Source organism: Pseudomonas sp. H11T01 (assembly GCF_048515765.1).
GTDB lineage: Bacteria > Pseudomonadota > Gammaproteobacteria > Pseudomonadales > Pseudomonadaceae > Aquipseudomonas.
On the sequence record NZ_JBLYED010000010.1, the window covers coordinates 77,811 to 103,581 of the forward strand.

The 25,771-nt window shown below is 58.5% G+C and carries 25 protein-coding genes and 1 pseudogene; 9 read left to right on the forward strand and 17 right to left on the reverse strand.

The genetic code is table 11. The features are described from left to right. Positions 1-46: 46 nt before the first annotated feature. From ispA to ACN1C3_RS15280, 3 genes are all read right to left on the reverse strand, one after another. Positions 47-934 carry a (2E,6E)-farnesyl diphosphate synthase gene (gene ispA, locus ACN1C3_RS15270; RefSeq protein ID WP_419116614.1) on the reverse strand — a complete coding sequence of 296 codons (888 nt, stop codon included), beginning with the start codon at positions 932-934 and terminating at the stop codon, positions 47-49. Next, positions 931-1,173, reverse strand: coding sequence for an exodeoxyribonuclease VII small subunit (locus tag ACN1C3_RS15275; RefSeq protein WP_419116615.1), 243 nt, complete (start codon positions 1,171-1,173; stop codon positions 931-933). The genes ispA and ACN1C3_RS15275 overlap by 4 nt, the downstream gene beginning before the upstream one ends. An 87-nt stretch (positions 1,174-1,260) precedes the next feature. Next, positions 1,261-2,409 carry a Fic family protein gene (locus ACN1C3_RS15280; protein WP_419116616.1) on the reverse strand — a complete coding sequence of 383 codons (1,149 nt, stop codon included), beginning with the start codon at positions 2,407-2,409 and terminating at the stop codon, positions 1,261-1,263. Between the two features lie 571 nt (positions 2,410-2,980). Here ACN1C3_RS15280 and ACN1C3_RS15285 point away from each other — a divergent pair. Then, the gene (locus tag ACN1C3_RS15285; RefSeq protein ID WP_419116617.1) at positions 2,981-4,150 is read left to right on the forward strand and encodes an MFS transporter; all 1,170 of its coding nucleotides are present in this window, start codon (positions 2,981-2,983) and stop codon (positions 4,148-4,150) included. Between the two features lie 104 nt (positions 4,151-4,254). Further along, positions 4,255-4,937, forward strand: a pseudogene (locus ACN1C3_RS15290) (PDDEXK nuclease domain-containing protein). 296 nt (positions 4,938-5,233) lie between these two features. On the opposite strand, the gene ACN1C3_RS15295 reads toward ACN1C3_RS15290, so the two are convergent. The 9 genes from ACN1C3_RS15295 to ACN1C3_RS15335 all read right to left on the reverse strand — a co-directional run bounded on the left by ACN1C3_RS15295 (position 5,234) and on the right by ACN1C3_RS15335 (position 14,769). Then, positions 5,234-5,980 carry a S24 family peptidase gene (locus ACN1C3_RS15295; protein WP_419116618.1) on the reverse strand — a complete coding sequence of 249 codons (747 nt, stop codon included), beginning with the start codon at positions 5,978-5,980 and terminating at the stop codon, positions 5,234-5,236. 229 nt (positions 5,981-6,209) lie between these two features. Further along, a complete protein-coding gene (ppa, locus tag ACN1C3_RS15300; RefSeq protein WP_419116619.1) occupies positions 6,210-6,737 on the reverse strand; it encodes an inorganic diphosphatase in 528 nt (175 codons plus the stop codon). A 112-nt stretch (positions 6,738-6,849) separates the two neighbouring features. Further along, complete coding sequence (locus ACN1C3_RS15305; RefSeq protein WP_419116620.1) at positions 6,850-7,662, reverse strand: zinc-dependent peptidase; 813 nt, start codon at positions 7,660-7,662, stop codon at positions 6,850-6,852. A gap of 6 nt (positions 7,663-7,668) precedes the next feature. After that, entirely contained in the window at positions 7,669-8,325 is a 657-nt protein-coding gene (locus ACN1C3_RS15310) for a DedA family protein (RefSeq protein WP_419116621.1), read from the reverse strand. Positions 8,326-8,635: 310 nt separating this feature from the next. Beyond that, positions 8,636-9,094: a GNAT family N-acetyltransferase gene (locus ACN1C3_RS15315; protein ID WP_419116622.1), complete on the reverse strand. Its 459-nt coding sequence runs from the start codon at positions 9,092-9,094 to the stop codon at positions 8,636-8,638. 108 nt (positions 9,095-9,202) lie between these two features. After that, the gene (gene eutC, locus ACN1C3_RS15320) at positions 9,203-10,024 is read right to left on the reverse strand and encodes an ethanolamine ammonia-lyase subunit EutC (RefSeq protein WP_419116623.1); all 822 of its coding nucleotides are present in this window, start codon (positions 10,022-10,024) and stop codon (positions 9,203-9,205) included. Between the two features lie 11 nt (positions 10,025-10,035). Further along, entirely contained in the window at positions 10,036-11,430 is a 1,395-nt protein-coding gene (locus ACN1C3_RS15325; protein ID WP_419116624.1) for an ethanolamine ammonia-lyase subunit EutB, read from the reverse strand. A gap of 199 nt (positions 11,431-11,629) precedes the next feature. Continuing rightward, positions 11,630-13,000: an ethanolamine permease gene (gene eat, locus ACN1C3_RS15330; protein WP_419116625.1), complete on the reverse strand. Its 1,371-nt coding sequence runs from the start codon at positions 12,998-13,000 to the stop codon at positions 11,630-11,632. 248 nt (positions 13,001-13,248) lie between these two features. Further along, the gene (locus ACN1C3_RS15335) at positions 13,249-14,769 is read right to left on the reverse strand and encodes an aldehyde dehydrogenase family protein (RefSeq protein WP_419116626.1); all 1,521 of its coding nucleotides are present in this window, start codon (positions 14,767-14,769) and stop codon (positions 13,249-13,251) included. Positions 14,770-15,070: 301 nt separating this feature from the next. Between ACN1C3_RS15335 and ACN1C3_RS15340 the strand changes: the two genes are divergently transcribed. From ACN1C3_RS15340 to ACN1C3_RS15355, 4 genes are all read left to right on the forward strand, one after another. Continuing rightward, complete coding sequence (locus ACN1C3_RS15340) at positions 15,071-16,987, forward strand: sigma-54-dependent Fis family transcriptional regulator (protein ID WP_419116627.1); 1,917 nt, start codon at positions 15,071-15,073, stop codon at positions 16,985-16,987. A 147-nt stretch (positions 16,988-17,134) separates the two neighbouring features. Next, positions 17,135-18,484, forward strand: a complete 1,350-nt coding sequence (mpl, locus tag ACN1C3_RS15345) for a UDP-N-acetylmuramate:L-alanyl-gamma-D-glutamyl-meso-diaminopimelate ligase (protein WP_419116628.1) — start codon at positions 17,135-17,137, stop codon at positions 18,482-18,484. Further along, positions 18,481-19,113: a flavin prenyltransferase UbiX gene (gene ubiX / locus ACN1C3_RS15350; RefSeq protein WP_419116629.1), complete on the forward strand. Its 633-nt coding sequence runs from the start codon at positions 18,481-18,483 to the stop codon at positions 19,111-19,113. Before mpl ends, ubiX begins: the two co-directional genes overlap by 4 nt. Continuing rightward, positions 19,106-19,390, forward strand: coding sequence for a YceK/YidQ family lipoprotein (locus tag ACN1C3_RS15355; RefSeq protein ID WP_419116630.1), 285 nt, complete (start codon positions 19,106-19,108; stop codon positions 19,388-19,390). Before ubiX ends, ACN1C3_RS15355 begins: the two co-directional genes overlap by 8 nt. Before the next feature lie 22 nt (positions 19,391-19,412). On the opposite strand, the gene ACN1C3_RS15360 is transcribed toward ACN1C3_RS15355, so the two are convergent. From ACN1C3_RS15360 to ACN1C3_RS15370, 3 genes are all read right to left on the reverse strand, one after another. Further along, on the reverse strand, positions 19,413-20,054 hold the full coding sequence (locus ACN1C3_RS15360; RefSeq protein ID WP_419116631.1) for an oxidoreductase: 642 nt from the start codon (positions 20,052-20,054) through the stop codon (positions 19,413-19,415). Positions 20,055-20,082: 28 nt separating this feature from the next. Next, the gene (locus ACN1C3_RS15365) at positions 20,083-21,801 is read right to left on the reverse strand and encodes a C13 family peptidase (protein ID WP_419116632.1); all 1,719 of its coding nucleotides are present in this window, start codon (positions 21,799-21,801) and stop codon (positions 20,083-20,085) included. Positions 21,802-21,913: 112 nt separating this feature from the next. Then, positions 21,914-22,369 (reverse strand): MaoC family dehydratase, encoded by a 456-nt coding sequence (locus tag ACN1C3_RS15370; RefSeq protein WP_419116633.1) that lies wholly within the window; start codon positions 22,367-22,369, stop codon positions 21,914-21,916. 180 nt (positions 22,370-22,549) lie between these two features. On the opposite strand from ACN1C3_RS15370, the gene ACN1C3_RS15375 reads away from it, so the two are divergent. From ACN1C3_RS15375 to ACN1C3_RS15385, 3 genes are read left to right on the forward strand one after another with little or no spacing between them, the layout of a single operon-like run. Beyond that, entirely contained in the window at positions 22,550-22,912 is a 363-nt protein-coding gene (locus ACN1C3_RS15375) for a CidA/LrgA family protein (RefSeq protein WP_419116634.1), read from the forward strand. Continuing rightward, the gene (locus ACN1C3_RS15380) at positions 22,909-23,625 is read left to right on the forward strand and encodes an LrgB family protein (protein ID WP_419116635.1); all 717 of its coding nucleotides are present in this window, start codon (positions 22,909-22,911) and stop codon (positions 23,623-23,625) included. Before ACN1C3_RS15375 ends, ACN1C3_RS15380 begins: the two co-directional genes overlap by 4 nt. A gap of 10 nt (positions 23,626-23,635) precedes the next feature. Continuing rightward, on the forward strand, positions 23,636-24,226 hold the full coding sequence (locus tag ACN1C3_RS15385; RefSeq protein ID WP_419116636.1) for an LON peptidase substrate-binding domain-containing protein: 591 nt from the start codon (positions 23,636-23,638) through the stop codon (positions 24,224-24,226). A gap of 41 nt (positions 24,227-24,267) precedes the next feature. Here the strand turns inward: ACN1C3_RS15385 and ACN1C3_RS15390 are convergent, their stop codons facing one another. Together ACN1C3_RS15390 and ACN1C3_RS15395 are read right to left on the reverse strand one after the other, a co-directional pair. After that, positions 24,268-25,482, reverse strand: a complete 1,215-nt coding sequence (locus ACN1C3_RS15390) for a type II toxin-antitoxin system HipA family toxin (RefSeq protein ID WP_419116637.1) — start codon at positions 25,480-25,482, stop codon at positions 24,268-24,270. After that, complete coding sequence (locus tag ACN1C3_RS15395) at positions 25,482-25,748, reverse strand: helix-turn-helix domain-containing protein (RefSeq protein WP_419116638.1); 267 nt, start codon at positions 25,746-25,748, stop codon at positions 25,482-25,484. The genes ACN1C3_RS15390 and ACN1C3_RS15395 overlap by 1 nt, the downstream gene beginning before the upstream one ends. Positions 25,749-25,771 lie beyond the last annotated feature (23 nt).

Consider the following 25,771-nt stretch of genomic DNA (forward strand, 5'->3'; position numbering starts at 1 on the left):
CGGAGGTCGGAAGTTGACCAATATGCAGTCCAGAGTCGCGGCTTTTTTAGCTGCGACGCTCGACTATATAGCGCGCCAGGTCCCGCAATGGCTCGGCCGATGCGTCAAACGGTCGCAGGGCATGCAAGGCTTGATCGCGCAGTTCCAGGGCATAAGCCTTGGCCGCTTCCAGGCCGAGCAGGGCCGGATAGGTCGGTTTGTCCCGAGCGATATCGGCGCCCTGGCGTTTGCCGAGGGTCTGGGTATCGCTTTCGACATCGAGGATGTCGTCCTGCACCTGAAACGCCAAACCGATGGCCTGTGCGTAAGTCTGCAAGGATTTGAGTTCGGCTTTTTCGGCGCGCCCGCTGGCCAGGGCGCCCAGTTTGACGCTGGCTTCGATCAGTGCGCCGGTCTTGTGCCGGTGCATGTATTCCAGCGCCGCTTGATCGAGTTTGAGGCCAACCGAACCGAGATCGATGGCCTGGCCACCGACCATGCCCGCCGGGCCTGCCGCCAACGCCAGGGCGCTGACCATGCTCAAACGGGTTTCGGCATCCGATGCGCTCAGGCGCGGGTCGAGCAAGGCACTGAACGCCAGGCTTTGCAGGCCGTCACCGGCGAGAATCGCGCAGGCTTCATCGAAAGCTTTATGAGTGGTGGGTTGGCCGCGACGCAGATCGTCGTCGTCCATCGCCGGCAAATCGTCATGCACCAGCGAATACGCGTGAATCAACTCCACCGCACAGGCCGCACCGTTGGCTTGCTCAGGCAGCCCGCCGAGGGCTTCGCAAGCCGCATAGGCGAGCAGCGGGCGCACGCGCTTGCCGCCATTCATCACGCTGTAGCGCATGGCTTCATACAGACGGGTCAGCTCAGGGCTGGGGGCGTGGAACAGGGTTTCCAGTGCAGCATTGACGCGAGCCTGACTGCTGGCCTGATAGGCGGCAATCATTCCGGCTGTTCCGCGTCGAAGGGTTCCTCAGTCAGCTCCCCGTCGCGTTCGAGCAATACCTGCACCTTCTGCTCAGCCTGGGCCAACGCAGCCTGGCAATCGCGGGTCAGACCGATGCCTTGTTCGAAGGCAGTCAACGAGTCTTCCAGCGACAGCTCGCCGTTCTCCAGACGCTCGACCAGCGTTTGCAGGTCAGCGAGAGATTGTTCGAAATCCAGTGCAGCTTTTTTGCGGGCCATGGCGGCTATCCCGGTTGACGTTAAACCGGCGCGACACTAGCAGACATGGGGGGTTGGGGCAAATCGGGGGGGCTAGACCCAACCGGCTCAGGCTCCGGTATCGCCTGAGTAATTGATCTGATATCGGGTGCTGCGACCACCGCCGGGCAGGCGGACCAGATAGCCTTTGTCCAACAGATCGGACAGATGACGGGTGGCAGTGGCTTTGGAGACCTTTGCCACGGCTTGGTACTGGACTGCGCTGATACCTTCCTCAAAACCGTTTTCACCGCCATCGAGCAGGCGATTGAGCACTTTGATTTGTTCTAAAGACAGGGTCTGTTGTCGATGCAGCTGCCAGAAGCGCGCCTTGCCAAGCACCCGATCAATACGAGCCATCGCTTGTTGAAGGCTATTCAATAGTGTTTGCAGAAACCACTCCAGCCACTCGGTGATGTCGAGCGTGGCTTTCTGAGAGGCTTCCAGCACGCGGTAATAACCGGTACGGTCATCCAGAATGCTGGCGGACATGGCGTAGAAACGGATGGCCTGGTTCTCACCCTGAGCAAGCGCCAAGTCAGTGAGGGCACGGGTCAAACGACCATTGCCGTCGTCAAAGGGGTGGAGAGTCACAAACCAGAAATGTGCGATGCCAGCTCGTAGCAATGGATCGAGTTGCGTCTCGGCGCGACTGGTTTCGAACCAGTGGAGAAAGGCATTCAGTTGCGGCTCCAGGCCGTCCCGCGCAGGTGCTTCGAAATGGACGGTCGGCCGATCCAGGCGACCGGAAACCACCTGCATCGGCTCATCACCGCGCAAAGCACCGACGCGGATATGTCGCGTACTGAAGTCTTCTTCCTGCGCAGGAAACAACCATTCATGCCAACGCAGCAGGCGTGCAAGATCAAGTGGTTCAGCGAAATGCTGAGTGGCGTCCAGCATCAACTCCGCCAGTCCTTCACTACGCTTGCTCACGCGACTGTCGCCGACATCCTCCAGACCCAGACGTCGGGCCAGCGAAGAGCGGACCGAACCCACATTCAGTTGTTCGCCTTCGATGGCGGATGACGTCACGATGTTCTGTAGCAAAGAATCCAGCTCACTTTGCGCACTGAGCGCTCCACCCGCCGAACTGGACATCCCAAGCAGCCGACCTTGCGCCTGCACACACTCACGCAATAGCGGCGCCAAGCGCTCGGATTGCCAGTGAAAGTGCGGCCAGGTGGGCTGTTGCCAGATCCAGCGAGGGTGGTGCATTGGCTTTTACTCGTGACGTGAGCCGAATAGAGGGTTTATTCGGCTCATTTGATGAGCCGATTGTGTTGGGGATTTGGCTCAGGGTCTAGTGTTTTACTGCAAAGCTACTAATGGAACTCCGAGGGGGAGCGAACCAAAGTGCCTCGTCGACCAACTTGGGCAGTGGGCTGCTACCCAGGTCGAATTGGGCGATGCTTTGATGAGAACCGTGCATGTTGATTTCTGGTAAAAGGCTGACGTAGGCTGAGCCTGTTCATCGTGTCGGTCATTTCTCAAGGTTGAGAGATTGAATGCACGCATCACTCATGGTCATTGATATTTCCATGCCCACCAGCGTACTCAATCCAAATCGCTTGAACTCGATTGTTCGATCGGGTCTCGCCGTCTCGCAAAACCACTGTGCGAACAGCCGCCGTCGCAGCATTTTGTTCGCCTTCACGTTTTCCCCGCCCCGGCCAAAAACACTAAGTCGTTATTGATTCGTTCGCTGCATTGATTGGTGTTGGGGCTCTTGCCCGTTGCCTCAATGAGCGAGCGCTTTGTGTTGCCTGAAGTTTTTTGGGGTGGATTTATGAGCGTCATTATCAACAGAGCTGTATTTGCGGCGCTGATACTCGGCGTGTCTATCGTGGGGTTAAGTGTCGGCTCGACAGTGCCGGTGGTCGCTCTGCGTCTGTATCAGGCGGGATTCTCGAACGCGCAGATTGGCCTGATGTCCGCTCTGCCAGCGGCCGGCATGATGCTCTCGGCTTTTACGGTGGATTGGATCTATCAGCGGTTGGGCCGTCGGCAGATCTATCTCTGCTGCTTCGCGCTTTCTGCACTCAGCATTGCGGTCGTGGAAGTGTTCGCATCGACACTGTATGGGCTGGGAGTGGCCAGGCTGGTGATGGGGCTGGCCGCTGGAGTCATCATTATTCTCGGGGAGTCCTGGGTCAACGAAATAGCCGAGGACGCCAATCGGGGGCGGATTGTCGCGGTCTATACGACTTGCTTTACAGTCTTCCAGTTACTGGGCCCGGGGATGGTCGCGTTATTTGGCCCTGATGGCCCGCTGGTGATTGTCAGTGTCATTGCCGGACATCTGCTGGCTATTGGCGTGATCTGGTTCACCTTGCCTCGACAACTGATCGGTCAAGGGCACTCGCAGAGTCGGACGTTCTCGGTGCTGGGCTTCATTCAAGTGGCGCCAGCGTTGTGCATGGGGATTATCTTCTTCTCATTTTTCGATAGCGTGATTTTGTCGATGTTTGCGGTATATGCCGCCGATCATGGTTACGCCATCAAGCTGGCGGCGTTAATGGTGACGGTCATCCTGCTCGGCGACGCGGCCTTTCAGTTCCCGTTGGGCTGGCTGTCGGACAAAGTTGGAAGGCCGCCTATCTACCTGGTTTGCGGTGTTCTGTCTTTGTTAGTCGGCGTGTGCCTGCCTTGGCTAATGAACAGTTCCATGCTGCTCTGGCCAAGTTTGGTGGTATTGGGTGCGGTAGCCGGTGGCGTCTATACCTTGGCGATCATCCTGATAGGGCAGGATTTCAAGGGCGCAGATCTGGTGACGGCCAATGCCAGCGCGGGTTTTTTGTGGGGGGTAGGCAGCTTGCTCGGGCCTCTGATCAGCGGCGCAGCGATGTCCACCAGTACACAGGGTCTGCCGCTGGCGCTATCTGCTGCGGCGGCGCTGTTCGTGCTGTTCGCGCTGTCGCTGTTCAGGAGGGCGGTTCAGGTCAAAGGGCTCGGGTAAGAAGTAATCTTTATCCACCGCCTTCGATACATTTTGTGATTTTTATTTTGTAGAAGTTGGGAGTACTAGATAGGGCGTCGCCTACTAAACAGGAACGCCCTCACGTGAATGACCTCAGCGCCATCGCGCCATCCCCTGATGCTAGCTTTAATGAAATCACCCAACTGATTGTTGTTGCTCGCCAGCGGGCGGCACAGGCGGTTAACACCGAGTTGATCGAACTGTATTGGCAAGTGGGGGCTTATATCAGTCGAAAGCTTGAAGCGGCGGAGTGGGGCTATGGGGGTGGTTGATCAGCTGGCAGACTACCTGGCGCGAACCCAGCCGGGATTAAGGGGCTTTACCCGGCGCAATCTGTTCGCATGCGCCAGTTTTACGACGTCTATAGGCACGAGGAAAAAGTGTCGGCACTGCTGACACAATTGCCCTGGACCCAAAACCTGATCAGGTCGGTGCTCGCGACTTTGCGCTGGATCTTCTGTTCTTCCATCGCGGTCTGAATTGCCTCGTGGCGATTGAGCTCAAGGTTGGGCGCTTCGAGCCGGAGTATCTGGGCAAGCTGGATTTTTATCTTGAGGCCCTGGACCGCAACGTCCGTAAGTCCCATGAGAATCCGGCCCTCGGCGTATTGCTCTGTGCCAGTAAAGACGATGAGGTGGTGGAATACGCCCTCAACCGTTCGCTCTCGCCGGCCCTGATTGCGGAGTACCAGACACAGTTGCCAGACAAGAAATTGCTGCAGGCTAAGCTGCATGAGTTTTACGCCCTGAATACTGACGACTGTTGAGCCGGTACCGGCGCAGAATTGCTTTTCTGCAGGCATTAAAAAGCCGGCTTGTGGCCGGCTTCTCGGGGACTGGCTTGGCTTATTTTTGGTAAGCCGCGCCAGCCTTCAAAACGTACATCCAGATTCTTGCGTCTGGCTGTGGGACTCGGCGAGAAAATTATCTGCCGCGTCGGTGCGATCTGGCCGTGTTAAACGGTCGATGCGCAAATGTGGGGCGCAGCATACTGATTTTTTTGAGAAATTCCCAGCCCAAAGGGCGATCCAGAGCCGTCGCTTTCTCATCGTTGGTCCAGGTCTTACTTGAACGGTACCGGTGGGCGAGGTTTGTTGAGGGTCGACCACCAGAATACCCAGCCGAGGATGTGAATGTTCTGCGTCTGGATCTGCTCGGCACTGAACACTTCGTCGGGGTATTCGGCGCTGTTGTGGCTGCGCAGTCGCAAGGCGCCGCCGGGGAGACGGTAGAGGTATTTCACTCGCAGCATGCCGTCGTGTTCGAGGGCGTAGATGACGCCATCCACCACTTGCGTCAGGCTGCGGTCGATGGCGAGGGTGGAGCCGTTCTCGATCTTTTCCGCCATGCTGTTGCCCGTCATCAGTGCGCAGATGGCTTGCGCCGGATCGACTTCGAGAGACTCCAGATGACTTCGCGGCAAGCGAACGCTGACTCCCGGGACTTCGATAACGTGTGTTTTATTTGAGTCGGGTGTGATGGATGTTTCTTTATAAAAAGGCAGCTCTACATCTGCCAAGTCGGCAATCACAGTGTAGATACCGTGAACTTCCCGAGCTTCAAAGATATTGCCTGACTGATCGGTAACATGCAGGCGGCCAGGATGCTTTGGACCTTCGCCAGTGCGCAACCAAAAGCTGTTAACGGTCAATAATCCGGCAATCTCATCCATTCGGTAGGACGGTACGCCGCGGTTGTACCAATTGTTCACGTCCTGAGGCTTCACGTTGTACAGCTTCGCGAAGTCCGAGGATCTGATGTTGGCCTCATTGAGGAGGGCTTTAAATCGATCGCCGCTGGATATCTTCATGCACACGAAGTTTACGGATGAGCGATGGTGGTTTAAATAAACAACACGTTCAATTTGTGCGAGTAAAAATGACGCGCCTGAAAGAGTGTTTCAATGCATAAGAAACATGGTTAAACAAGTTTCTTAGTTGCTTAAACATGCAGTTTATTTTCTGCTTTTATCCGGGCATAAAAAACCCCGGATAACCGGGGTTTTTTGAAAAGGTCAGTGGCGATCAGCCAATGCCGTCTCAGCCTTTATAGGCGGCAACCGACTTCATGATCTCGGCGCGGGCGGCTTCTGCATCGCCCCAACCTTCGATCTTCACCCATTTGCCTTTTTCGAGGTCTTTGTAGTTCTCGAAGAAGTGCTTGATTTGCTCGAGCAGCAGACCTGGCAGGTCGGTGTACTCTTTGACGTCGACGTACAGCTGCGACAGTTTGTCGTGCGGTACCGCGATCACTTTGGCATCGCCGCCGCCATCGTCGGTCATGTGCAGGATGCCGACAGGGCGCGCGCGGATCACCGAGCCTGGAGCAACCGGGTAAGGGGTCACGACCAGCACGTCGAGGGGATCACCGTCGTCGGCCAGGGTGTTAGGGATGAAACCGTAGTTGGCCGGGTAGAACATTGGGGTGGCCATGAAACGGTCAACGAACAGGCAGTCGCTGTCTTTGTCGATTTCGTATTTGATCGGCGCGTGGTTGGCCGGAATCTCGATGGCGACGTAGATGTCGTTCGGCAGGTCATTGCCAGCCGGAATCTTGCTGTAGCTCATTGGGCGGTGCCCCCGTGGTTGGCCAATATTACTTGGCCGGATTGACCAAAAAGTGGCGGCGATTATAGGCATATTCCGCCGTCGATGCCACGTGCCAGAGGTCGTGTAGACCTTAGTCGTGTACCTGATAAGCCGGATGGCTTAATTGTAAATGCTTGAGTCTGGTCAGCGGGTCCTGGCGATAAAACAGCTGCAATTGCTGGTAGACCTTCGGATAGGCACTGTTCAGCAAGTCCGGTGCGCTGAAGAAGTACTCGCTGGTGACGGCAAAAAATTCGGCCGGGTTTTCCGCGGCATAAGGATCGATGTGTGTTTCAGCGTTGGGGTTGCGATCCAGTTGGCGATTGAGATTGTCGTAGGCGCTCTGCATCACCGAAGCCCATTCACTGGCGCGCATATTGCCGTGTAGCGGCGGCTGGCCATTGGCATTGCCGTTGAGCATGTCGAGTTTGTGCGCCAGTTCGTGAATCACCAAGTTGTAGCCTTCCCAGCCACCGCTGGCAAGTACGCCGGGCCATGCCAGAATCACCGGCCCCTGTTGCCAGGCTTCACCGCTGTGCTCGCCGTTCCACTCATGCTCGACGCCGCTGGCATCGCGATGCCGCTGCGGGCTGAGGAAGTCGTCAGGGTAGAGCACGATTTCGTGGAAGCCCTGATACCAGTTCAGATCGCCCAGATGAAGCAGCGGCAATTGCGCCTGTGCAGCCAGTAGCAGGCGCTCTTCCTGGTGAAGTTCGACGCCGTGCAGGGCGGTCAGGTGCTTTTCTTGCAGAAAAAGCACGCTTGACTCGCGTAGCCATTGGTCTTCGGCGTCGCTCAGACCATCGAGAAAACTCAGGTGTTGACGCACCCGCTGCCAGGTTTCAGCTGCAACGGGATGCTTGGCCAGCGTGCGCTGCCGACGCCAGGCGCTGAGTGACCACATGGGCGATCAGCGCGATCCGGCTTTTGAGGTCGCGTTGGCGAGACGGCTACGTACGATGCCGATAATCATCGGCAGCAACGACACCAGGATGATTCCCACGACCAGCAGCGACAGGTTCTTCTTGATGAAGGGGACGTTGCCGAAGAAGTAGCCTAGGGTGACCAGCCCGCCGACCCATGCAATGGTGCCGGCAACGCTGAAAGCGAAGAATCGTGGATAAGGCATTTTGGCTATGCCGGCGACGAACGGAGCGAAGGTCCGAATGATCGGCATGAAGCGCGCCAGACTCACGGTTTTGCCGCCGTGCTTGTCATAAAAATCGTGGGTTTGCTGCAGGTAGTCGCGGCGGAAGATTTTCGAGTTCGGGTTGCTGAACAAGCGTTCGCCGGCCGTTCGTCCAATCACATAGTTGGTGCTGTCACCGAGGATCGCCGCCAGCATCAGCAATCCGCCCAGCAGCACCGGATCCATTCCGCCACCCGCGGCTACGGCACCGGCGATGAACAGCAGCGAATCACCCGGCAGGAACGGTGTTATCACTAGACCCGTTTCGCAGAAAATCACCAAAAACAGGATGGCGTAGATCCATGCCCCGTAGTTGGTTACCAGCATATCGAGATAGACGTCGAGATGCAGAATAAGGTCGAGCGGGTTGAAATCCATGGTTGGCACCTGTGGTGATGGCCCGACTCAGCAGGCCTGTGCGAAAGCTTCGGGTTATTAGGCTACAAGAAAATGTAGTTTTTCTTACGGCCGGTGAAGTTCGGCATTATACGATCTGAGATGTGAATTGCGTGTTGAGTTTGTAGCGGGGAATGTCACGGGGTGAGTGGTCGAGATCGTCAATATCGCAGCCTTCGGCGGCTCCTACGTCGACCGGGTATAAACCCATCCTGTAGGAGCTGCCGCAGGTTCGGGCCGCGTTCGGACGATCTTTTTAGTCGCGCCGACATTTAGCTGTCGTGCGTCAGGATCAATCTTCGCTGATAGGCAGTATGTAGTTCTTGAACTCGGTGTCTTCGCGAAAACCGATGGATTCGTAGGTTTTCTGCGCCACTTCGTTGTTGCTGCTGGTAGAAACCCGCATGCGCACGGCATGGGTTTCCTTGGCCATTTTTTTTGCGGTGCGGATCAGGTTGTCGGCCACCAGCTGCCGACGGGCGTCTTCGGCGACATAAATGTCGTTGAGGATCCACACGCGTTTCAGCGAAAGGGAAGAGAAGCTTGGGTACAGCTGACAGAAACCCAGCAATTTACTGTTGTCTTCATCGGACAGGGCCAGGTAGATCACCGATTCCTTGCGCCGCAGACGCTTTTCGAGAAAGGCTCGAGAGGAGTCGGGAAATGCCAGCGCACCATAGAACTCGCGGTATTTGACGAATAATGGGGTCAGCAGGTCCAGGTGTTCCAGGGTCGCTTGAGTAATCCGCATGATTGGCCTCAGCTTCAAATGGGTATGACGGCAAACGGGTCATTACTCGGGCAGCCGTCATTCGATGCTGCCTAAAGCCTGCATAAAGCGCAATCAGGATGCTGTCAATTACACCGGTTTTGAGAGTAGGAAGTTGCCATTTGAGTGTGTGGAAACGTCCGAATCCAATGTCTGAACCTGTGCTTCGTCCTTCAGATTGACTCCCGACAGCTGCCGGCGACAAGCCTCGCGCATCAAATACAGCAGGCGATGGGCGGCCATCCCGTAACTTAACCCTTCCAGCCGAACATTGGAGATGCAATTGCGGTAGGCATCAGTCAGGCCGACCTTGGGATTATAGGTGAAGTACAGGCCGAGACTGTCCGGCGAGCTAAGGCCCGGGCGTTCGCCGATCAGGATGACCACCATTTTTGCGCTGAGCAGTTCACCGATTTCATCGGCCACCGCGACTCGTCCCTGTTCCACCAGAACCACCGGTGACAGCGACCAGCCTTCGGCCAGGGCCTGTTCCTCCATACGCGCCAGAAACGGCAGGGTATGCCGATGCACCGCCAGTGCCGAGAGGCCATCAGCCACCACCACGGCTAAATCTACGCCGCCGGGGTGTGCCACCGCATAGTCCCGCAGCTTTTGCGCCGAGTCGTCGCTCAGGCGTCGACCGAGATCGGGGCGTTGGAGGTAGCTGTTGCGATCGGTGGCGGCACTGTGCAGTAACAGGCTGTCGCGCCCGCCCTCGGCCAGCTGTGTGCTGAGCCCGGCATGATCGAAGGGTAGATGCACCGCGTCACGGGCCTGGGCGTGGGCGTACTGGAAGTCCAACTGCGCACTGGTCGGCATGCTGGTGCCGGTGCGGCCTAGGGCGATCCGGGCCGGGGTCAGGCGACGTAGCGCCAGCCACGGGTTCTGGCTGTCGGTTGGCGGTTTATCCATCACTCGATCACTCATCCCAGTTGCGCCATAGCTTGGCGGAAGGCCGGCGGCAGGCTGTTGCCGAAATGCACCTTGCCATCAGCTTGAGTAAAGATGCCCATGTTCGCCAGCCATCGCTCGAATTCCGGCGCCGGCTTGAGGCCAAGGGTCTGCCGGGCATAGAGCGCGTCGTGGAACGAGGTGGTCTGGTAGTTGAGCATGATGTCGTCGGAGCCGGGGATGCCCATGATGAAGTTGATCCCGGCAACGCCGAGCAAGGTCAGCAGGGTGTCCATGTCGTCCTGATCGGCTTCGGCATGGTTGGTGTAGCAGATGTCGCAGCCCATTGGCACGCCCAGCAGCTTGCCGCAGAAGTGATCTTCCAGCCCGGCGCGGATGATTTGCTTGCCGTTATAAAGGTATTCCGGGCCGATGAAGCCGACCACCGTGTTCACCAAAAACGGTTTGAAGTGCCGTGCCACGGCGTAGGCGCGGGTTTCGCAGGTTTGCTGGTCAATACCATGGTGGGCATTGGCCGACAGGGCGCTGCCCTGGCCGGTCTCGAAATACATCAGGTTTTGCCCCAGCGTCCCGCGATTGAGGCTCAGACCAGCGTCGTAGCCTTCCTGCAAGACGTTCAGGTTGATCCCGAAACTGGCATTGGCCGCTTCGGTGCCGGCAATCGACTGGAACACCAGATCCAGCGGCACGCCACGGTTGATCGCCTCGATGGAGGTGGTGACGTGGGTCAGTACGCAGGCCTGGGTGGGGATTTCGTAGCGCTGGATGATCGCGTCGAGCATTTCCAGCATCGCGCAGATCGAGGCGATGCTGTCGGTGGCCGGGTTGATGCCGATCATCGCGTCGCCGTTACCGTAGAGCAAGCCATCGAGAATGCTCGCGGCGATCCCGGCCGGTTCGTCGGTCGGGTGGTTCGGTTGCAGGCGGGTGGACAGCCGCCCGCGCAGGCCCATGGTGCCGCGGAATTGGGTCACTACACGAATTTTCTGCGCCACCAGCACCAGATCCTGCACGCGCATGATTTTTGATACGGCGGCGGCCATTTCCGGGGTCAGCCCCGGCGCCAGGGCGCGCAGGCTTTGCTCGTCGGCCGCGTCGCTGAGCAGCCAATCGCGAAAACCACCAACGGTGAGGTGGCTGACCGCGGCAAAAGCGGCCTTGTCGTGGCTGTCGATGATCAGTCGGGTGACTTCATCGCTTTCATAAGGGATCAGCACTTCTTCGAGAAAATGCTTGAGCGCGATGTCTGCAAGCGCCATCTGCGCGGCAACCCGTTCGCCATCGTTGAGGGCGGCGACGCCGGCCAGAAAATCCCCGGAGCGTGCCGGACTGGCCTTGGCCATGACTTCTTTGAGGCTGTCGAAGCGGTAGGTCTGGGCGCCGACGGTATGGGCAAATATGGCCATGGGCGGTGTCCTCCTGGTTTCTGTGAATGTCTTGATAGCTCTGGGTACCTAATGTGGGAGCGGGCTTGCTCGCGATTGCATCACCGCGGTCATCCTGACAGACCGTGTCGCCTGCATCGCGAGCAAGCCCGCTCCCACACTGGAACTCAGTGCACTTCAATGGGGCATGTGCCGGGGATCAGCCCGGCGCAGGTGCACCTTAGATCCCGGTCAGCATCGCGTCAGCCGGTGCATCGAATCGTTGTTTGGCGGTCAACTGGAAGTAGATGAAGCCAGCCGCCATGAAGCCAAGGAAGATCAGACCGATCAGCGTATTGAACCAGGCCATCGCCACCAGGCAGACCACCGCTAGAAACAAGGCGATTCCCGGCACGATCGGATAGCCCGGCGCACGGAAGGTACGCTCCAGGTTAGGCTCGGTTTTACGCAGTTTGAACAGGCTGAGCATGCTGATGATATACATCACGATGGCGCCGAATACTGACATGGTGATCATCGCAGCGGTCAGGGTCATGCCTTGCAGGTTGACCAGGCCATCGCTGTAGATCGCCGCAATGCCGATCACGCCGCCGGCCAGAATCGCCCGGTGTGGGGTTTGGAAGCGGTTGAGCTTAGCCAGCCCTGCGGGCAAGTAACCGGCACGGGCCAAGGCGAAGAACTGCCGCGAATAGCCAAGGATGATGCCGTGAAAGCTCGCCACCAGACCGAACAGGCCTATCCACACCAGCATGTGCATCCAGTTGGAGTTATTACCGACCACTGTTTTCATCGCTTGTGGCAGTGGATCGTTGATGTTGGCCAGTTGACGCCAGTCGCCGACACCGCCGGCCAGGACCATCACACCGATCGCCAGGAACACCAGGGTCAGAATGCCGCTGACATAGGCTTTGGGGATGGTGCGTTTAGGGTCCTTGGCTTCTTCGGCGGCCATGGCCGCGCCTTCAATGGCCAGGAAGAACCAGATGGCAAAGGGGATCGCCGCGAAAATCCCGGGGATCGACGCAATGGTAAATTCGTTGGAGCCGGACCAGCCATTGAGTACGAAATTGCTGAAGCTGAAGCCCGGCGCGACCACGCCCATGAACACCAGCAACTCGGCCACCGCCAGTACCGTGACCACCAGTTCGAAGGTCGCGGCGATACTCACGCCGAGGATATTGAGGGTCATGAACACGAAATAGGCGCCGACCGCGGCGATTTTCGGGTCCAGTTCCGGGTATTGCACGTTCAAGTAGGCGCCGATGGCCATGGCGATAGCCGGCGGCGCAAAGACGAATTCGATCAGTGTGGCGATCCCGGCGATCAGTCCGCCTTTTTCGCCAAACGCCCGACGGCTATAGGCAAACGGCCCGCCAGCATGGGGGATGGCCGTGGTCAATTCGGTGAAGCTGAAGATGAAGCAGGTGTACATCGTCGCCACCATCAATGCGGTGACGAGAAAGCCCAGTGTGCCGGCCGTACCCCAGCCGTAGCTCCAGCCGAAATACTCGCCGGAAATCACTAGACCCACGGCAATGCCCCATAAGTGCAGGGTGCCGAGGGTGGGTTTGAGCTGTGTTGTAGAAGTCATAAGTCCTCTCTGTATTTTTATTGTTTGATCTATTGGACTTTCAGTAGCGGGTGTTTAGGTTAGAGAGCGCTGTTCACGCAGCTGTTTTCTTGAATGACACGCACGCAAAGCTTGTGCCAGAGCGGCAGGGCAATGTTTGTTGAGTCAATGGAGGCGCCATCGCTGGCAAGCCATGCTCCTACAGGTGCGGCGCGATCCTGTGGGAGCCGGGCTTGCCCGCGATAGCCGTTACGCGATATCGCGCCGGGTTAGAAGAAGCCCAGTGGATTGATGTCGTAGCTCACCAGCAGGTTTTTCGTCTGTTGGTAGTGGTCGAGCATCATTTTGTGGGTTTCACGACCGACGCCGGATTTTTTGTAGCCACCGAACGCGGCGTGCGCCGGGTACAGGTGGTAGCAGTTGGTCCAGACGCGACCGGCCTTGATGGCCCGGCCCATGCGGTAGGCACGGTTGATGTCGCGGGTCCAGAGACCGGCGCCAAGGCCGAACTCGGTGTCGTTGGCAATCGCCAGGGCTTCGGCTTCGTCCTTGAAGGTGGTGATGCTCACCACTGGGCCGAAGATTTCTTCCTGGAACACGCGCATCTTGTTGGTGCCCTTGAGCAGGGTCGGCTGGATGTAGTAACCGCTGGCAAGATTGCCTTCGAGTTTTTCCACCTTGCCGCCGGTCAGCAGCTCGGCACCTTCGCCCTTGGCGATTTCCAGGTAGGACAGGATCTTGTCGAATTGCTGCTCGGACGCTTGAGCGCCGACCATGGTGTCGGTGTCCAGCGGGTCGCCGCGTTTGATTTGCAGGACCTTCTTCATCACCACTTTCATGAAATCGTCGTAGATCGACTCTTGCACCAGTGCACGGGAAGGGCAGGTGCAGACTTCGCCCTGGTTGAAGAATGCCAGCACCAGACCTTCGGCCGCTTTTTCGATAAAGGTCGGTTCGGCTTGCATGATGTCGGCGAAGAAGATGTTCGGCGACTTACCGCCCAGTTCAACGGTCGACGGAATGATGTTTTCGGCTGCGCATTTCATGATGTGCGAACCGACCGGGGTGGAGCCTGTGAACGCGATCTTGGCGATGCGTTTGCTGGTGGCCAGGGCTTCACCGGCTTCACGGCCGAAACCTTGCACTACGTTGAGCACGCCCGGTGGCAGCAGGTCGCCGATCAGCTCCATCAATACCGTAATGCCCAGCGGGGTTTGCTCGGCAGGCTTGAGGACGACGCAGTTACCGGCAGCCAGGGCTGGTGCAAGTTTCCAGGCGGCCATCAGGATCGGGAAGTTCCACGGGATGATCTGCCCGACCACGCCCAGTGGTTCATGGATGTGATAAGCGACGGTGTTGCCGTCGATTTCCGCGGCGCTGCCTTCCTGGGCGCGAATGCAGCCGGCGAAGTAACGGAAGTGGTCAGCGGCCAGCGGGATGTCGGCGTTCAGGGTTTCGCGTACGGCTTTGCCGTTGTCCCAGCTTTCGGTGACCGCGAGGATTTCCAGGTTCTGTTCGATGCGGTCGGCGATTTTCAGCAGCACCAGCGAGCGGGCCTGCGCCGAGGTCGAGCCCCAGGCATCCGCTGCGGCGTGGGCGGCGTCCAGCGCTTTGTCGATGTCTTCGGCGGTGGAGCGCGGGAATTCTGCAATAGGTTGGCCGTTTACCGGCGAGGTATTGGTGAAGTACTGACCTTTGACAGGCGCGACGAATTCGCCGCCGATGTAGTTACCGTACTGGCTTTTGAACGAAACGATAGCGCCTTCAGTACCGGGGTGAGCGTAACGCATGGTGGGTATCTCCTTGGCTTTTGTGCTTATTAGGGAGGACGCGCTGTTGCGCTTATAAAGCGTAGAGCAAAGGTCGGGCCAGTGCTTTGCAGGTCAATGAATTCAAGGGGTTACGGGTTTCACACGTGACGGGAAAATGGGGCGTGTGGCAGTTGTGGCACAGCCTGAGTGACACTTTGTGCCACAAGCGGTACAGCCTGTGACTCGCCGGTCGAGGCGCGATTGCAATAAGTTGGAGGCAGGAGGATGCTGGGCGTCACCTTTCGCAAGGCAGTTGAGCGCTCAGGGAGAACAATAAGAAATGCAAAACAATCATTTGAGTCGGCACGCCCAGCAGGTGCTGACCGTGACTCAGGGCAAAGCCCACTTACATGGCCCGGGCAGCGATCCGTCCATTGCCCGTTCCTGGCTGCGCTGCCTTGAGGACTATCACCTTGATCCGGCCCTGAGCATTGCGCCGACGGTGCTTGAGCATGGTCGCGTGCTGGAAAGCCGTGAGCGTCTGCAGCAAGTGCTACAAATTGCCGGCAACGAAATGAGCAGCCTCCATCAACAGCTCTCCGGCGCCGGCCATGCCGTGCTGCTCACCGATGCCCGAGGGGTAATTCTCAACTGCGTCACCGCGCCTGCCGAACGCAAGATTTTCGAACGCGCCGGGCTCTGGCTCGGTGCAGACTGGAGTGAAGCCTGCGAAGGGACTAACGGTATCGGCACCTGCCTGATAGAGCGCCAGTCGCTGACCATCCATCAAGATGAACATTTTCGCGGTCGCCACACGGGCCTTACGTGCTCGGCGAGCCCGGTGTTCGATCCACACGGTGAACTGCTGGCGGTGCTCGATGTGTCGTCGGCGCGCCATGACGTCTCGCGTCAGAGCCAGTTCCATACCATGGCGCTGGTCAATCTCTCGGCGAAGATGATCGAGAGCTGCTATTTCCTGCGTTACTTCGACAATCAATGGTTGCTGCGCTTTCATTTGCAGGCCGAGTCCGTTGGTCTGTTCAGCGAAGGGTTGCTGGCATTCGATGGGGAAGGGCGGATCAGCGCGGTCAACCAGAGCGCCTTGAATCTACTGGGGCACGTGCGCGGCGGGCTGCTCGGCAAACCGGTGGAAGCCTTTTTCGATTGCTCCCTGGATGAGTTGCTCGGTCGTGCCAGCGTGAACGCCAACGCCAGTTGGCCGCTGCGCACCCGTGACGGGCGCGGTCTGTTCGCGGTGTTGCGTGGTCAGCCGCGTAGCGTGCCGACCCCAGTGATACTGACTCCGCTGGTCACCGAGCGCTCGCAGGTGTCCGGCATCTGTCTGGGTGATGCAGCGTTGCAAAACGACTTCCGCAAAGCCTTGCGGGTGTTCGAGCGCGATGTGCCGCTACTGATCAACGGCGAAACCGGTTCCGGCAAAGAAGCTTTTGCCAAGGCCGTGCATCACGCCAGTCAGCGTGCGGAGAAAGCCTTCGTCGCGCTCAATTGCGCGGCGATCCCGGAAAGCCTGATCGAGAGTGAACTGTTCGGTTATCGCGGCGGCAGTTTCACCGGCGCGCGCAAAGAAGGCATGCGCGGCAAGTTGCAACAGGCCGATGGCGGCACCTTGTTCCTCGATGAAATCGGCGACATGCCGCTGGCCTTGCAGACCCGTCTATTAAGAGTGCTGGAGGACCGGCTGGTGGTGCCCATCGGCGGCGAGCCGCAGGCGGTGAACGTCCGAATTATCAGCGCGACTCACCGTAACTTGCTCGATCGGGTGCAGGACGGCAGTTTTCGTGAGGACTTGTATTACCGGCTCAATGGCCTGGAAATCGCTTTGCCGGCGTTGCGCGAGCGTAGCGACAAGTCGCAGTTGCTGGACTTTCTGCTGGCTGAAGAGGCCGCAGAACAAAACGTTCTGCTCGACGGGCCCGCGCGACAGGCGCTGCTGGACTTCGCCTGGCCGGGCAACGTGCGTCAGTTGCGTAATGTGCTGCGGACCTTGGCGGCGCTGTGCGAAGACGGGCTGATCGGTTTTGAGGATTTACCGGTGATGATCCGCCAAAGCCGACCGGCGCCGATGCTGATGGTCGTCGACGAACCCTCTGAACGTCCCCTCGACGACGCCGAACGCCTCGCCCTGCTCAATACCCTGGAGCAGCAACGCTGGCACATGACCCACACCGCCGAGCAGTTGGGGGTTAGCCGCAATACCCTCTATAGAAAGCTGCGCAAGCATGGGATAGCGCGGTAGAACTGGCTTTTGATCCTTCCCACGCTCCTGCGTGGGAAGGATCATCTAAACTCTGAAATCCCCCACAGTCATTTAGCCCCAGTCACCTAAAGAGTGCGAATTTTCCCACCCTACGCTAACCTGCCTCGATGTTTTACGAGGTCGACTATGCACATTCATATTCTTGGTATTTGCGGCACATTCATGGGTTCGATGGCGGTTCTGGCCAAAGAGCTGGGCCATCGCGTGACCGGCTCTGATGCCAACGTCTATCCGCCGATGAGCACCCAGTTGCAGGCTCAGGGCATCGAGCTGACACAGGGCTACGATCCCGCCCAACTCGACCCGGCGCCGGATCTGGTGGTGATTGGCAATGCGCTGTCCCGTGGTAACCCGGCGGTTGAATACGTGCTGAACAAAGGCCTGCCCTACGTTTCCGGTCCGCAATGGCTGGCCGATCATGTGCTGCAAGGTCGCTGGGTGCTGGCGGTTGCCGGGACTCACGGTAAAACCACTACCAGCAGCATGCTCGCCTGGGTACTGGAGCACGCAGGCATGAGCCCAGGCTTCCTGATCGGCGGTGTGCCGCAGAACTTTGCCGTGTCGGCGCGTTTGGGCGATACGCCGTTCTTCGTGATCGAGGCCGATGAATATGACAGCGCCTTTTTCGACAAGCGCTCCAAATTTGTTCACTACCGCCCACGGACGGCGATCCTGAACAATCTTGAGTTCGATCACGCCGACATCTTTCCCGATCTACCCGCCATCGAGCGGCAGTTCCACCATTTGGTGCGGACCATCCCGAGCGAAGGCCTGGTGATCCATCCGACCACTGAGCCTGCGTTGCAGCGGGTGATCGACATGGGTTGCTGGACCCCGGTACAAACCACCGGCGTCGGCGGACAATGGCAGGTCAAGCTGCTCAGCGAAGACGGCTCGAAGTTTGAAGTGATGTTCGAAGGCGTTGCCCAAGGCGTGGTCGAGTGGGACATGACCGGTCAGCACAACGTCGCTAACGCTCTCGCGACCCTCGCTGCGGCGCGGCATGTCGGCGTCGTGCCGTCCATGGGCATTGCCGCATTGAGCGCATTCAAAAGTGTTAAGCGTCGTATGGAGAAAGTGGCCGAAGTCCACGGCGTCAGCATCTACGACGACTTCGCTCACCACCCGACCGCGATTGCCACCACCCTCGATGGCCTGCGCAAACGCATCGGCGACGCACCATTGATCGCGATCATCGAGCCGCGCTCCAACTCCATGAAACTCGGCGCGCACCGTGATGGTTTGCCGGAAAGCGTGGTCGATGCCGATCAGGTGATCTGGTACTCACCCGCCAATCTTGGCTGGGATCTGGGCGCAACTGCGGCGCTGTGCACCGTGCCGTCGATCGTCAGCGATTCGCTTGAAGGCATCATCGATCGAGTGAAAAGCCAGGCTAAACCCGGCACCCACGTGGTGATCATGAGCAATGGCGGCTTCGGCGGCCTGCACGGCAAACTCGCCGAGGCACTGCAATGAACAACAGCCCGGAACGCATCACCCTGGCGATGACCGGTGCCTCCGGCGCGCAATACGGTTTGCGCCTGCTCGACTGTCTGGTGCGCGAAGACCGCGAGGTGCATTTCCTGATCTCGAAAGCCGCGCAACTGGTGATGTCCACCGAGACCGACGTTACGCTGCCACCGAAAACCCAGATGATGCAGGCCTTCCTCACCGAATACACCGGCGCCGCCGCCGGGCAGATTCGCGTGTATGGCAAGGAAGACTGGATGTCACCCGTGGCCTCCGGATCCGGCTCGCCGAGTGCGATGGTGGTGGTGCCGTGCTCCACCGGGACCTTGTCGGCGATCGCCACGGGTGCGTGCAACAACCTGATCGAGCGCGCCGCGGACGTCACGCTGAAGGAGCGTCGTCAGCTGATTCTGGTGCCCCGTGAAGCACCGTATTCCAGCATCCACCTGGAAAACATGCTCAAGCTGTCGAACATGGGCGTGACCATCCTGCCGGCTTCGCCGGGTTTCTATCATCAGCCACAGACCATCGACGACCTGATCGACTTCGTCGTGGCGCGGATTCTCAATCTGCTGAACATCCCGCAAGACATGCTGCCGCGTTGGGGCGAACACCATTTGAGCAGCGATGAATAAGCTGCTGAGTATTGTCCTGGCCCTGCAGTTGGGCGGCTGCGCCACGGCGCGAACTCTGGACGCCGCCAAGCCCGGGGCGCCGCTCGTGTATTCGGGCACGCGACTGGATCTGTATGCGATGCACGGCGGGTGCTGTGCCATGGACCGCTTCGGCGCCGAAGCGCCGAGCTATCCGGGCGTCGATCTACCGGCCAGCGCGTTGCTCGATACCTTACTGTTGCCGCTGTCGTTGTTGACGGTGATAGGGGTTGGGTTTCAGGCAACAGGTGGGTTGTAAGGTTGATCGGTCTTGCGCTGAACTATTTGCCGAGTTTGCGCAACTCATCCGACTCGACGATTCGCACCCCATCCTGTTCTTCCAGTGCCAGACGCCACATGGCCCGGACCAGTTGGCAGGCTTCGATGCCGTGGTATTTGCCGGGTAACAGTCTGGAAAATGGTGCTGCCAGTTGTTCGGCCAGGCGCGGCTCCAGACGCTCGCCCAGCAAAAGGGACGGGCGGACGATGGTCAGCTGCGGCCAGTCCTGAGCCTTCAAGGCATATTCCATTTCGCCTTTGACTCGGTTGTAGAGCACCGAGGACCTCCGATCAGCACCGATGGCGCTGATCACGATCAGATGCCGCGCGCCCATCTCCCGGGCGCGTTTGCCGAAGGCCACGACCAGGTCTAAGTCCACCGCCCGAAAGGCTTGCTCGGAGCCGGCCTTTTTGATGGTAGTGCCCAGACAGCAGAAAGCGAGATCCACGCGTCCACTGAGCTGTGGGAGAACTACTGCGGGGTCGCCCACCGGGTTTTCCAGGTGAGGATGCTTGGCCAAGGGCCGGCGTGAGGGTGCCAATACACGGGTAATCGTCGGCTCATTGAGCAGCCGGTCGAGTAAATGTTCACCGGTCAGACCGGTGGCTCCGGCAAGCAAGACATGCTGAGGCGTCAAGTACATAGTGTTTCCCCCTTGATACTGTTTCAGCTTAGTTGCTCTTTGCTTCCTTGTTATTGCGTGAGGCACTTTCGAGTGCCTTTCGTGCTTGCTGCTTGCGTAGCAGCTGCCAGCGTGCAAGGACCCCCTTGGGTGCCCAGATCTGTGGTTCCGAGGCTTCGAAGTTGTCCGCTTGCTCGCGCTCGGCGACGGTCGCCTTGGCCAGGGTGAAGGCTTGCTGCAAGTCGTCGGTCTGGTTCAGTGCCTGGGCGAACAACGCGTCGCCGAAGTAGGTGAAATCCGCTTCTTCCGAGCAACCGAAAGACACCCGATCCGCCCGCGAAGCGGTCATGATCAGCGTCCGGTCATCTTTGAGCGCGGGGATAAAACCGCCGGAGTAGCAGGCCGAGATCACAATGATCTTGTCGCGATTTTTCAAGGGTGCGAGCACTGTGGCTAACTCGTCGGCCGGCAGATCGGCGAGTTCCAGACGCGGCTCATCCAGCACCAGTTCATGTTCGTGAGTACCGTGGCTCGTCAGGTAGATGAATATTAAGTCTTCTGGACCGCTGCGTTCGGCCAGGGTCAGTGCCGCGCGTCGCAGGCTTTCTCGGGTCGCCATAGGGCGATCGCCGAGGTGGTCGCGGTGGTTGACCAGACGGATCCGGCCATAGGCGCCAAAGCGACTGGTGAGCATATTGCTGACATAGTCGGCCTCGCGCAGGAACACACTTTGTTTGCCGTCACCGGCCAGCGTCAGGCTGTACAGCTCGACCGCCGGAGTGGAGGCAGGCACGTCGGCCAGGGCTTGTTCGAGCAAGCGACCTTGAGCCAGCAAGCCGACCTCGAGAGTGTCCGGCAGCAGCTTGCCATCGGCATCGCGAACCCGCTGGCCGTTGACCCAATAGCCACTTTGAACGGTGCCATCGTGCAGCACCAGCGTGCCGTGGCCCTGATAGCTGTCGCTGTCGAACTCGCCGATATAAAAACTGCCGTCGCTGAGGTTCAAGCGGCCAAGGCCTGTAAAGCGCCAGTCACTGAACTGCCCGATGTAATGGCTGCCGTCGACGCCGATCAGTTCACCTTTGCCGCTCAGTGCACCTTCTTTGAACTGGCCAATCCAGACATCACCGTCGGCGTTTTCGTAGCGGCCTTTGCCGTGCAACTGGTTCTGCTTGAAGCCGCCGACGTACATGTCGCCCTCGGCGCTATTGAAGGTGCCGTTGCCTTCCAGTTGCCCATCGACGAAATGGCCGGTGAACTGGTTGCCGCTGACGTCACTACGCTGGCCTTCGCCGTTGGGTTTACCGTGGGCGAACTGGCCCTGATATTGGCTGCCGTCTTCGAGTTCCAGACGGCCGAGCCCGGAATATTGGTCTGCCTTGAATTCACCGCGGTAGGTCATGCCGCCTTCTTTAAGGGTGCCTTCACCTTCGCGCCGACCGAGCTTGAAACCGCCGGTGTAACTGCTGCCACTGGTGGTCAGGGTGCCTTGGCCATCGAACAGACCTTGCTGGAACTGCCCTTTGTATGCCTCGCCATTGCTGCCGTGCCACTCGCCCTGGCCATGCCACTGGCCCTTGTCGAACTGACCGGCGTACCAGCTGCCATTCGGATAGTCGATACGGCCCTGACCCTGCAACAACCCGTTGATCACATCACCGCGATAGCGCCCGCCGTCCGGCAAGCGGGCATCGGGCGGCAACAGCGATTCGCCGTCGCCGCACGCGGTGAGTAACAGGGTCAGAGCAAGGGGTGCAAGTGAGCGCATAGCGGGATCCGGGCAATTAGGCGACCGAGTATGCCGCAGCTATAAGTCTTATATAAGGGGCGAGTATAAGGGGCGAGCGAAACAGCAAACGCTGTTTCGCCTCAGGCATGTGTCAGACGAAGCACAGAGACAATGGTTCAGCGATATACGCCGGTTTCTCCTGGCCTTCGATTTCCAGGGTCGCGGTGGCTTTGAGCAACCACTGGCCGGGTTTCTTTTCGGTAACTTCAGTCAGGTCGACCTTGAGTCGAACCTTGGAGTTGACCTTGACCGGCTGGATGAATCGCACGCTGTCCAGGCCATAGTTGACAACCATCTTCAGACCTTCCGGCAAAATCAGAATGTCTTCCATCAGTTTTGGAATCAGCGACAGCGACAGGAAACCGTGGGCAATCGTGCCGCCAAACGGTGTTTGCGCGGCCTTCACTGGATCAACGTGGATGAACTGAAAATCGCCTGTGGCTTCAGCGAACAGGTTGATGCGTTCCTGGTCGATCGTAAGCCAATCGGAACGTCCGAGTTCCTTGCCGACATAATCTTTGAGCTCTGCAACTGGAACATAGGGCATTGAGACTCTCCTTGGGTTCATCGGTTTTATAGTTTTTTGAGTGGGGGGCTGACCCCCTGGAAACCGCTTTAGATCATCATGGCATCTTGCTCCGGTCAACCATTTATGGTTTTTGCGAATGCCGGTTCATAGCGTGCGGCGTGCTTATAATGCCCGGCGCGATTTTGCTGGAGAGGATGGATGTTGTTACGCGGCCTGACCTGGCTGGTGCTGTTTCAATTGCTCGGCACCGCTATCAATCACTTGTTTTTGCCGGTGCTGCCGGGGCCGATTGTCGGCCTGCTGCTGTTGCTGGTGTTTCTGATTGCCCGCGGCGAAGTCGCTGAGCCGATCAGCCTGGCGGCCAGTAGTTTGCTGCGCTATTTGCCGTTGCTGCTGGTGCCGCCAGCGGTGGGGGTGATGGTCTATGCCGCTGACATCGCCGCGGATTTCTGGGCGATCGTCGGTTCGCTGGTGTTGTCGCTGGTGATCGCCATGGCCTTCGCTGGTGTGCTGATGCAGAAACTGCTCAAGCGCCAGGCGCGCCGGGAGGATACCCAATGACCTTCGATTGGCAGGGCGCCTTGGGGGCAGTCATACACCATCCGTTGTTTGGCATCGGCATTACCCTGGGCGCCTACCAGCTGGTGCTGGCGGCGTTTGAGAAAACCCGCTGGATCTTTTTGCAGCCAGTGTTGGGGTCGATGCTACTGGTGATCAGCGTGCTGGTAGGTTGCGGCCTGACCTACGCCGAGTATCGCAAGAGCACCGAAATCCTCAGCATCCTGCTGGGACCTGCCACCGTCGCCCTTGCCGTACCGCTCTATCTCAATCTTCGGCGGATTCGGCAGTTGTTCTGGCCGATTTTTACTACGCTGGTGATAGGTGGGGTGGTGGCGACTGGCCTCGGTGTGTTGCTGGGTTGGTCGTTCGGCGCTGAGCACATGATTTTGATGACCATGGCGCCCAAGTCGGTGACCTCACCGATCGCTATGTTGGTGGCTGAACAGATTGGCGGTGTCGCGGCGTTGGCGGCGGTCTTTGTGCTGATCACTGGTGTGATCGGGGCGATTGTCGGGCCGAGCCTATTGACCCGTTTAGGTGTCCATAGCCCTGAGGCTCGCGGCATGGCATTGGGCATGACGGCCCATGCGGTCGGCACTTCGGTGGCGTTACAGGAAAGTGAGGAGTGCGGCGCCTTTGCCGCGTTGGCGATGAGTTTGATGGGCGTGGCCACGGCGGTATTCCTGCCGCTGGCCGTGTCGATGGTGGTTTAAGGAATCTTTTATGAGCCTGGCGCTATTCCCTCTGAACACGGTGTTGTTCCCCGGTTGCACCCTCGACCTGCAGATTTTCGAGGCGCGTTACCTAGACATGATCAGCCGCTGCATGAAGCAAAGCAGCGGCTTTGGTGTGGTGTGCATTCTCGAGGGCGAGGAAGTCGGTGTCGCACCTGAGGGGTATGCCCTGGTGGGCTGCGAGGCGTTGATCCGTGATTTCAAACAGCAGGACAACGGCCTGCTGGGGATTCGCGTCGAGGGTGGGCGTAGGTTTCACGTGCTGCGCACCGAAGTGCAGCGAGATCAATTGATGGTGGCCGACGTCGAGTGGCTGGACGAGGTGCCCGAGCAACCCTTGCAGGATGAAGACGCCGACCTGGTCGCCCTGCTCAAGGCCCTGGCCGAGCACCCGATGGTCGAAGCCTTGAACATGGGCACCGAGGCAACGGGCCAGCAATCACTGGCTAATCAGCTGGCTTATCTGCTGCCGTTTTCCGAGCTGGACAAGATCGACCTGCTGCAACTCGACGATCCGCAACAACGCCTGGATGCGATTCAGGCGTTGCTTGATGAGTTGCAGGGGGAGTTGTTTACCTGAGATTTACCGAAAGCCACGCATCGTGTGGCTGTGGATCACCGCTATATCACCCTGGCGCTGCTGATCGCCCCAATGGCAGCTTCATAGTCCGCGCCGGCGAGTTGGGCGCTGTAGTGCTCCCGCAGTTCGGCCTCCCACCCCATTACCCGATCAAGAATTGCCTCGGCGGCCTCAATATCAAGCCCGAAGTGTTCATGGTGGCTGAGCATGTTTTGTCGGCTGATCCGCGTGCCCTCACGACCGAGAGCCATTGCCATTGTGGTGGGTGATTCAACCGGAGACGGCACCACGTCATACATGGGTGAAAGGCGCCAGGTCCCTTCCTGCCAGATAATGGCCAGGTTCTTGGCGTGTGCATCGTCATTTCCGACCAAAACGTGGAAGCGCATTTGCACGAAAAACTCTTCCAGGTCCTGCTGAGGCACTCCGCGCCTGCGCATTTCGTCTGCAACACCTGCATAGCGCCAACGACTGTGGTCAGTTGAGTTCCAGTCGGCATCCAGCAGTGTCAGCGCACTGAGCATCGGTACCCGGCGTATGCGACCGTCCACTTCCACGCGGTCAAAGCGATCCACGAGTAATGTTGAGCGTTGGTCGGTGATCAATCGTGTTCTTGCGGTGCGGATGCCTTTTAAGGCCGCGAACGTCATGCAGGCATGCTCAATTGCAGGTATGTCGACCGTGTCGAAGCGGTCTCGGGCTTTGGCCAGCACAAGCATACTGCCATCGCGCAGTGTCCTTTTGGGGCGGGCGCCGCCAAGGGACGATCGCTGGCGTATAAGCCGGATTTTTTGTTTGTCGAGATCGATCAACTGGTGGCTCTGAATGATGTCAGCCGTATCGATGAACTCACTCAGGCCAATGAGAGTAGGAATTTGTTCTCCTCCGATACCTTGCGGGGGAACTCGTACCAGTCCGGCCATCAGGTTGCCGGAGCGATCATTGTTTGGGGATCTGATCAGCATTTCTACAGCCGTCATGGTCTGGCCGTGCAGTGATTTGAGGAATGTCTCGCCCCATGAATCAGGCATGCAGTCTCGTATGAAGCCTGGGACGCCTTGGTTCGTCACCACGCGAAAGACCCGATCACTCGGCGGATAGCGAATAGGATCGGGCACCCATTGGTTTTGCCCGATGTACGCAGGGGAGTACGCGAAGTCGCAACCTCCGTCGCGGGCCATACTGAGGCGTCCCAAGGTGACCGTCTCGCCCGAGAGGGCGTGTTCCATGTAGATGTAGGCCGCTGCCGTACTCATCAGAAATTCTCTTCGGTCATGCGTTTGATGCGCACACGCTGGCTTGGGAGCTCAGGAGGAGCCTTACTGATCGGCGTCTCATTAAAAATTTCCGAGAGAAGACCCAGGTGCCATAGCACCAGCATGAACGTGCGAAGTTCAACGACCGGGTCGCCCGCCTCGATTTTTCCAATAGTGCCCGCAGACACACCCACCAACTTGGCGAGGTCCTTTTGCCTTAAGCCACGTTCTTGGCGTCGTTTTTTAGCCAGAAGGCCAATTTTCATGAGGCTTTCAGAGCAGTCTATCG

Excerpts from the sequence above, each read along its gene's own strand:
- ACN1C3_RS15385 (WP_419116636.1), top strand. The coding sequence starts at position 23,636 with ATGAGCCTGGCGCTATTCCCTCTGAACACGGTGTTGTTCCCCGGTTGC.
- mpl (WP_419116628.1), top strand. The coding sequence starts at position 17,135 with ATGCACATTCATATTCTTGGTATTTGCGGCACATTCATGGGTTCGATG.
- ACN1C3_RS15310 (WP_419116621.1), bottom strand. The coding sequence starts at position 8,325 with ATGGATTTCAACCCGCTCGACCTTATTCTGCATCTCGACGTCTATCTC.
- ACN1C3_RS15375 (WP_419116634.1), top strand. The coding sequence starts at position 22,550 with ATGTTGTTACGCGGCCTGACCTGGCTGGTGCTGTTTCAATTGCTCGGC.
- ACN1C3_RS15365 (WP_419116632.1), bottom strand. The coding sequence starts at position 21,801 with ATGCGCTCACTTGCACCCCTTGCTCTGACCCTGTTACTCACCGCGTGC.
- ACN1C3_RS15295 (WP_419116618.1), bottom strand. The coding sequence starts at position 5,980 with ATGAAGATATCCAGCGGCGATCGATTTAAAGCCCTCCTCAATGAGGCC.
- ACN1C3_RS15280 (WP_419116616.1), bottom strand. The coding sequence starts at position 2,409 with ATGCACCACCCTCGCTGGATCTGGCAACAGCCCACCTGGCCGCACTTT.
- ACN1C3_RS15370 (WP_419116633.1), bottom strand. The coding sequence starts at position 22,369 with ATGCCCTATGTTCCAGTTGCAGAGCTCAAAGATTATGTCGGCAAGGAA.
- ACN1C3_RS15390 (WP_419116637.1), bottom strand. The coding sequence starts at position 25,482 with ATGAGTACGGCAGCGGCCTACATCTACATGGAACACGCCCTCTCGGGC.
- ACN1C3_RS15285 (WP_419116617.1), top strand. The coding sequence starts at position 2,981 with ATGAGCGTCATTATCAACAGAGCTGTATTTGCGGCGCTGATACTCGGC.
- ACN1C3_RS15325 (WP_419116624.1), bottom strand. The coding sequence starts at position 11,430 with ATGGCCATATTTGCCCATACCGTCGGCGCCCAGACCTACCGCTTCGAC.
- ACN1C3_RS15355 (WP_419116630.1), top strand. The coding sequence starts at position 19,106 with ATGAATAAGCTGCTGAGTATTGTCCTGGCCCTGCAGTTGGGCGGCTGC.
- eutC (WP_419116623.1), bottom strand. The coding sequence starts at position 10,024 with ATGGATAAACCGCCAACCGACAGCCAGAACCCGTGGCTGGCGCTACGT.
- ACN1C3_RS15360 (WP_419116631.1), bottom strand. The coding sequence starts at position 20,054 with ATGTACTTGACGCCTCAGCATGTCTTGCTTGCCGGAGCCACCGGTCTG.
- eat (WP_419116625.1), bottom strand. The coding sequence starts at position 13,000 with ATGACTTCTACAACACAGCTCAAACCCACCCTCGGCACCCTGCACTTA.
- ispA (WP_419116614.1), bottom strand. The coding sequence starts at position 934 with ATGATTGCCGCCTATCAGGCCAGCAGTCAGGCTCGCGTCAATGCTGCA.
- ACN1C3_RS15275 (WP_419116615.1), bottom strand. The coding sequence starts at position 1,173 with ATGGCCCGCAAAAAAGCTGCACTGGATTTCGAACAATCTCTCGCTGAC.
- ACN1C3_RS15305 (WP_419116620.1), bottom strand. The coding sequence starts at position 7,662 with ATGTGGTCACTCAGCGCCTGGCGTCGGCAGCGCACGCTGGCCAAGCAT.
- ACN1C3_RS15380 (WP_419116635.1), top strand. The coding sequence starts at position 22,909 with ATGACCTTCGATTGGCAGGGCGCCTTGGGGGCAGTCATACACCATCCG.
- ACN1C3_RS15335 (WP_419116626.1), bottom strand. The coding sequence starts at position 14,769 with ATGCGTTACGCTCACCCCGGTACTGAAGGCGCTATCGTTTCGTTCAAA.
- ACN1C3_RS15315 (WP_419116622.1), bottom strand. The coding sequence starts at position 9,094 with ATGCGGATTACTCAAGCGACCCTGGAACACCTGGACCTGCTGACCCCA.
- ppa (WP_419116619.1), bottom strand. The coding sequence starts at position 6,737 with ATGAGCTACAGCAAGATTCCGGCTGGCAATGACCTGCCGAACGACATC.
- ACN1C3_RS15395 (WP_419116638.1), bottom strand. The coding sequence starts at position 25,748 with ATGAAAATTGGCCTTCTGGCTAAAAAACGACGCCAAGAACGTGGCTTA.
- ubiX (WP_419116629.1), top strand. The coding sequence starts at position 18,481 with ATGAACAACAGCCCGGAACGCATCACCCTGGCGATGACCGGTGCCTCC.
- ACN1C3_RS15340 (WP_419116627.1), top strand. The coding sequence starts at position 15,071 with ATGCAAAACAATCATTTGAGTCGGCACGCCCAGCAGGTGCTGACCGTG.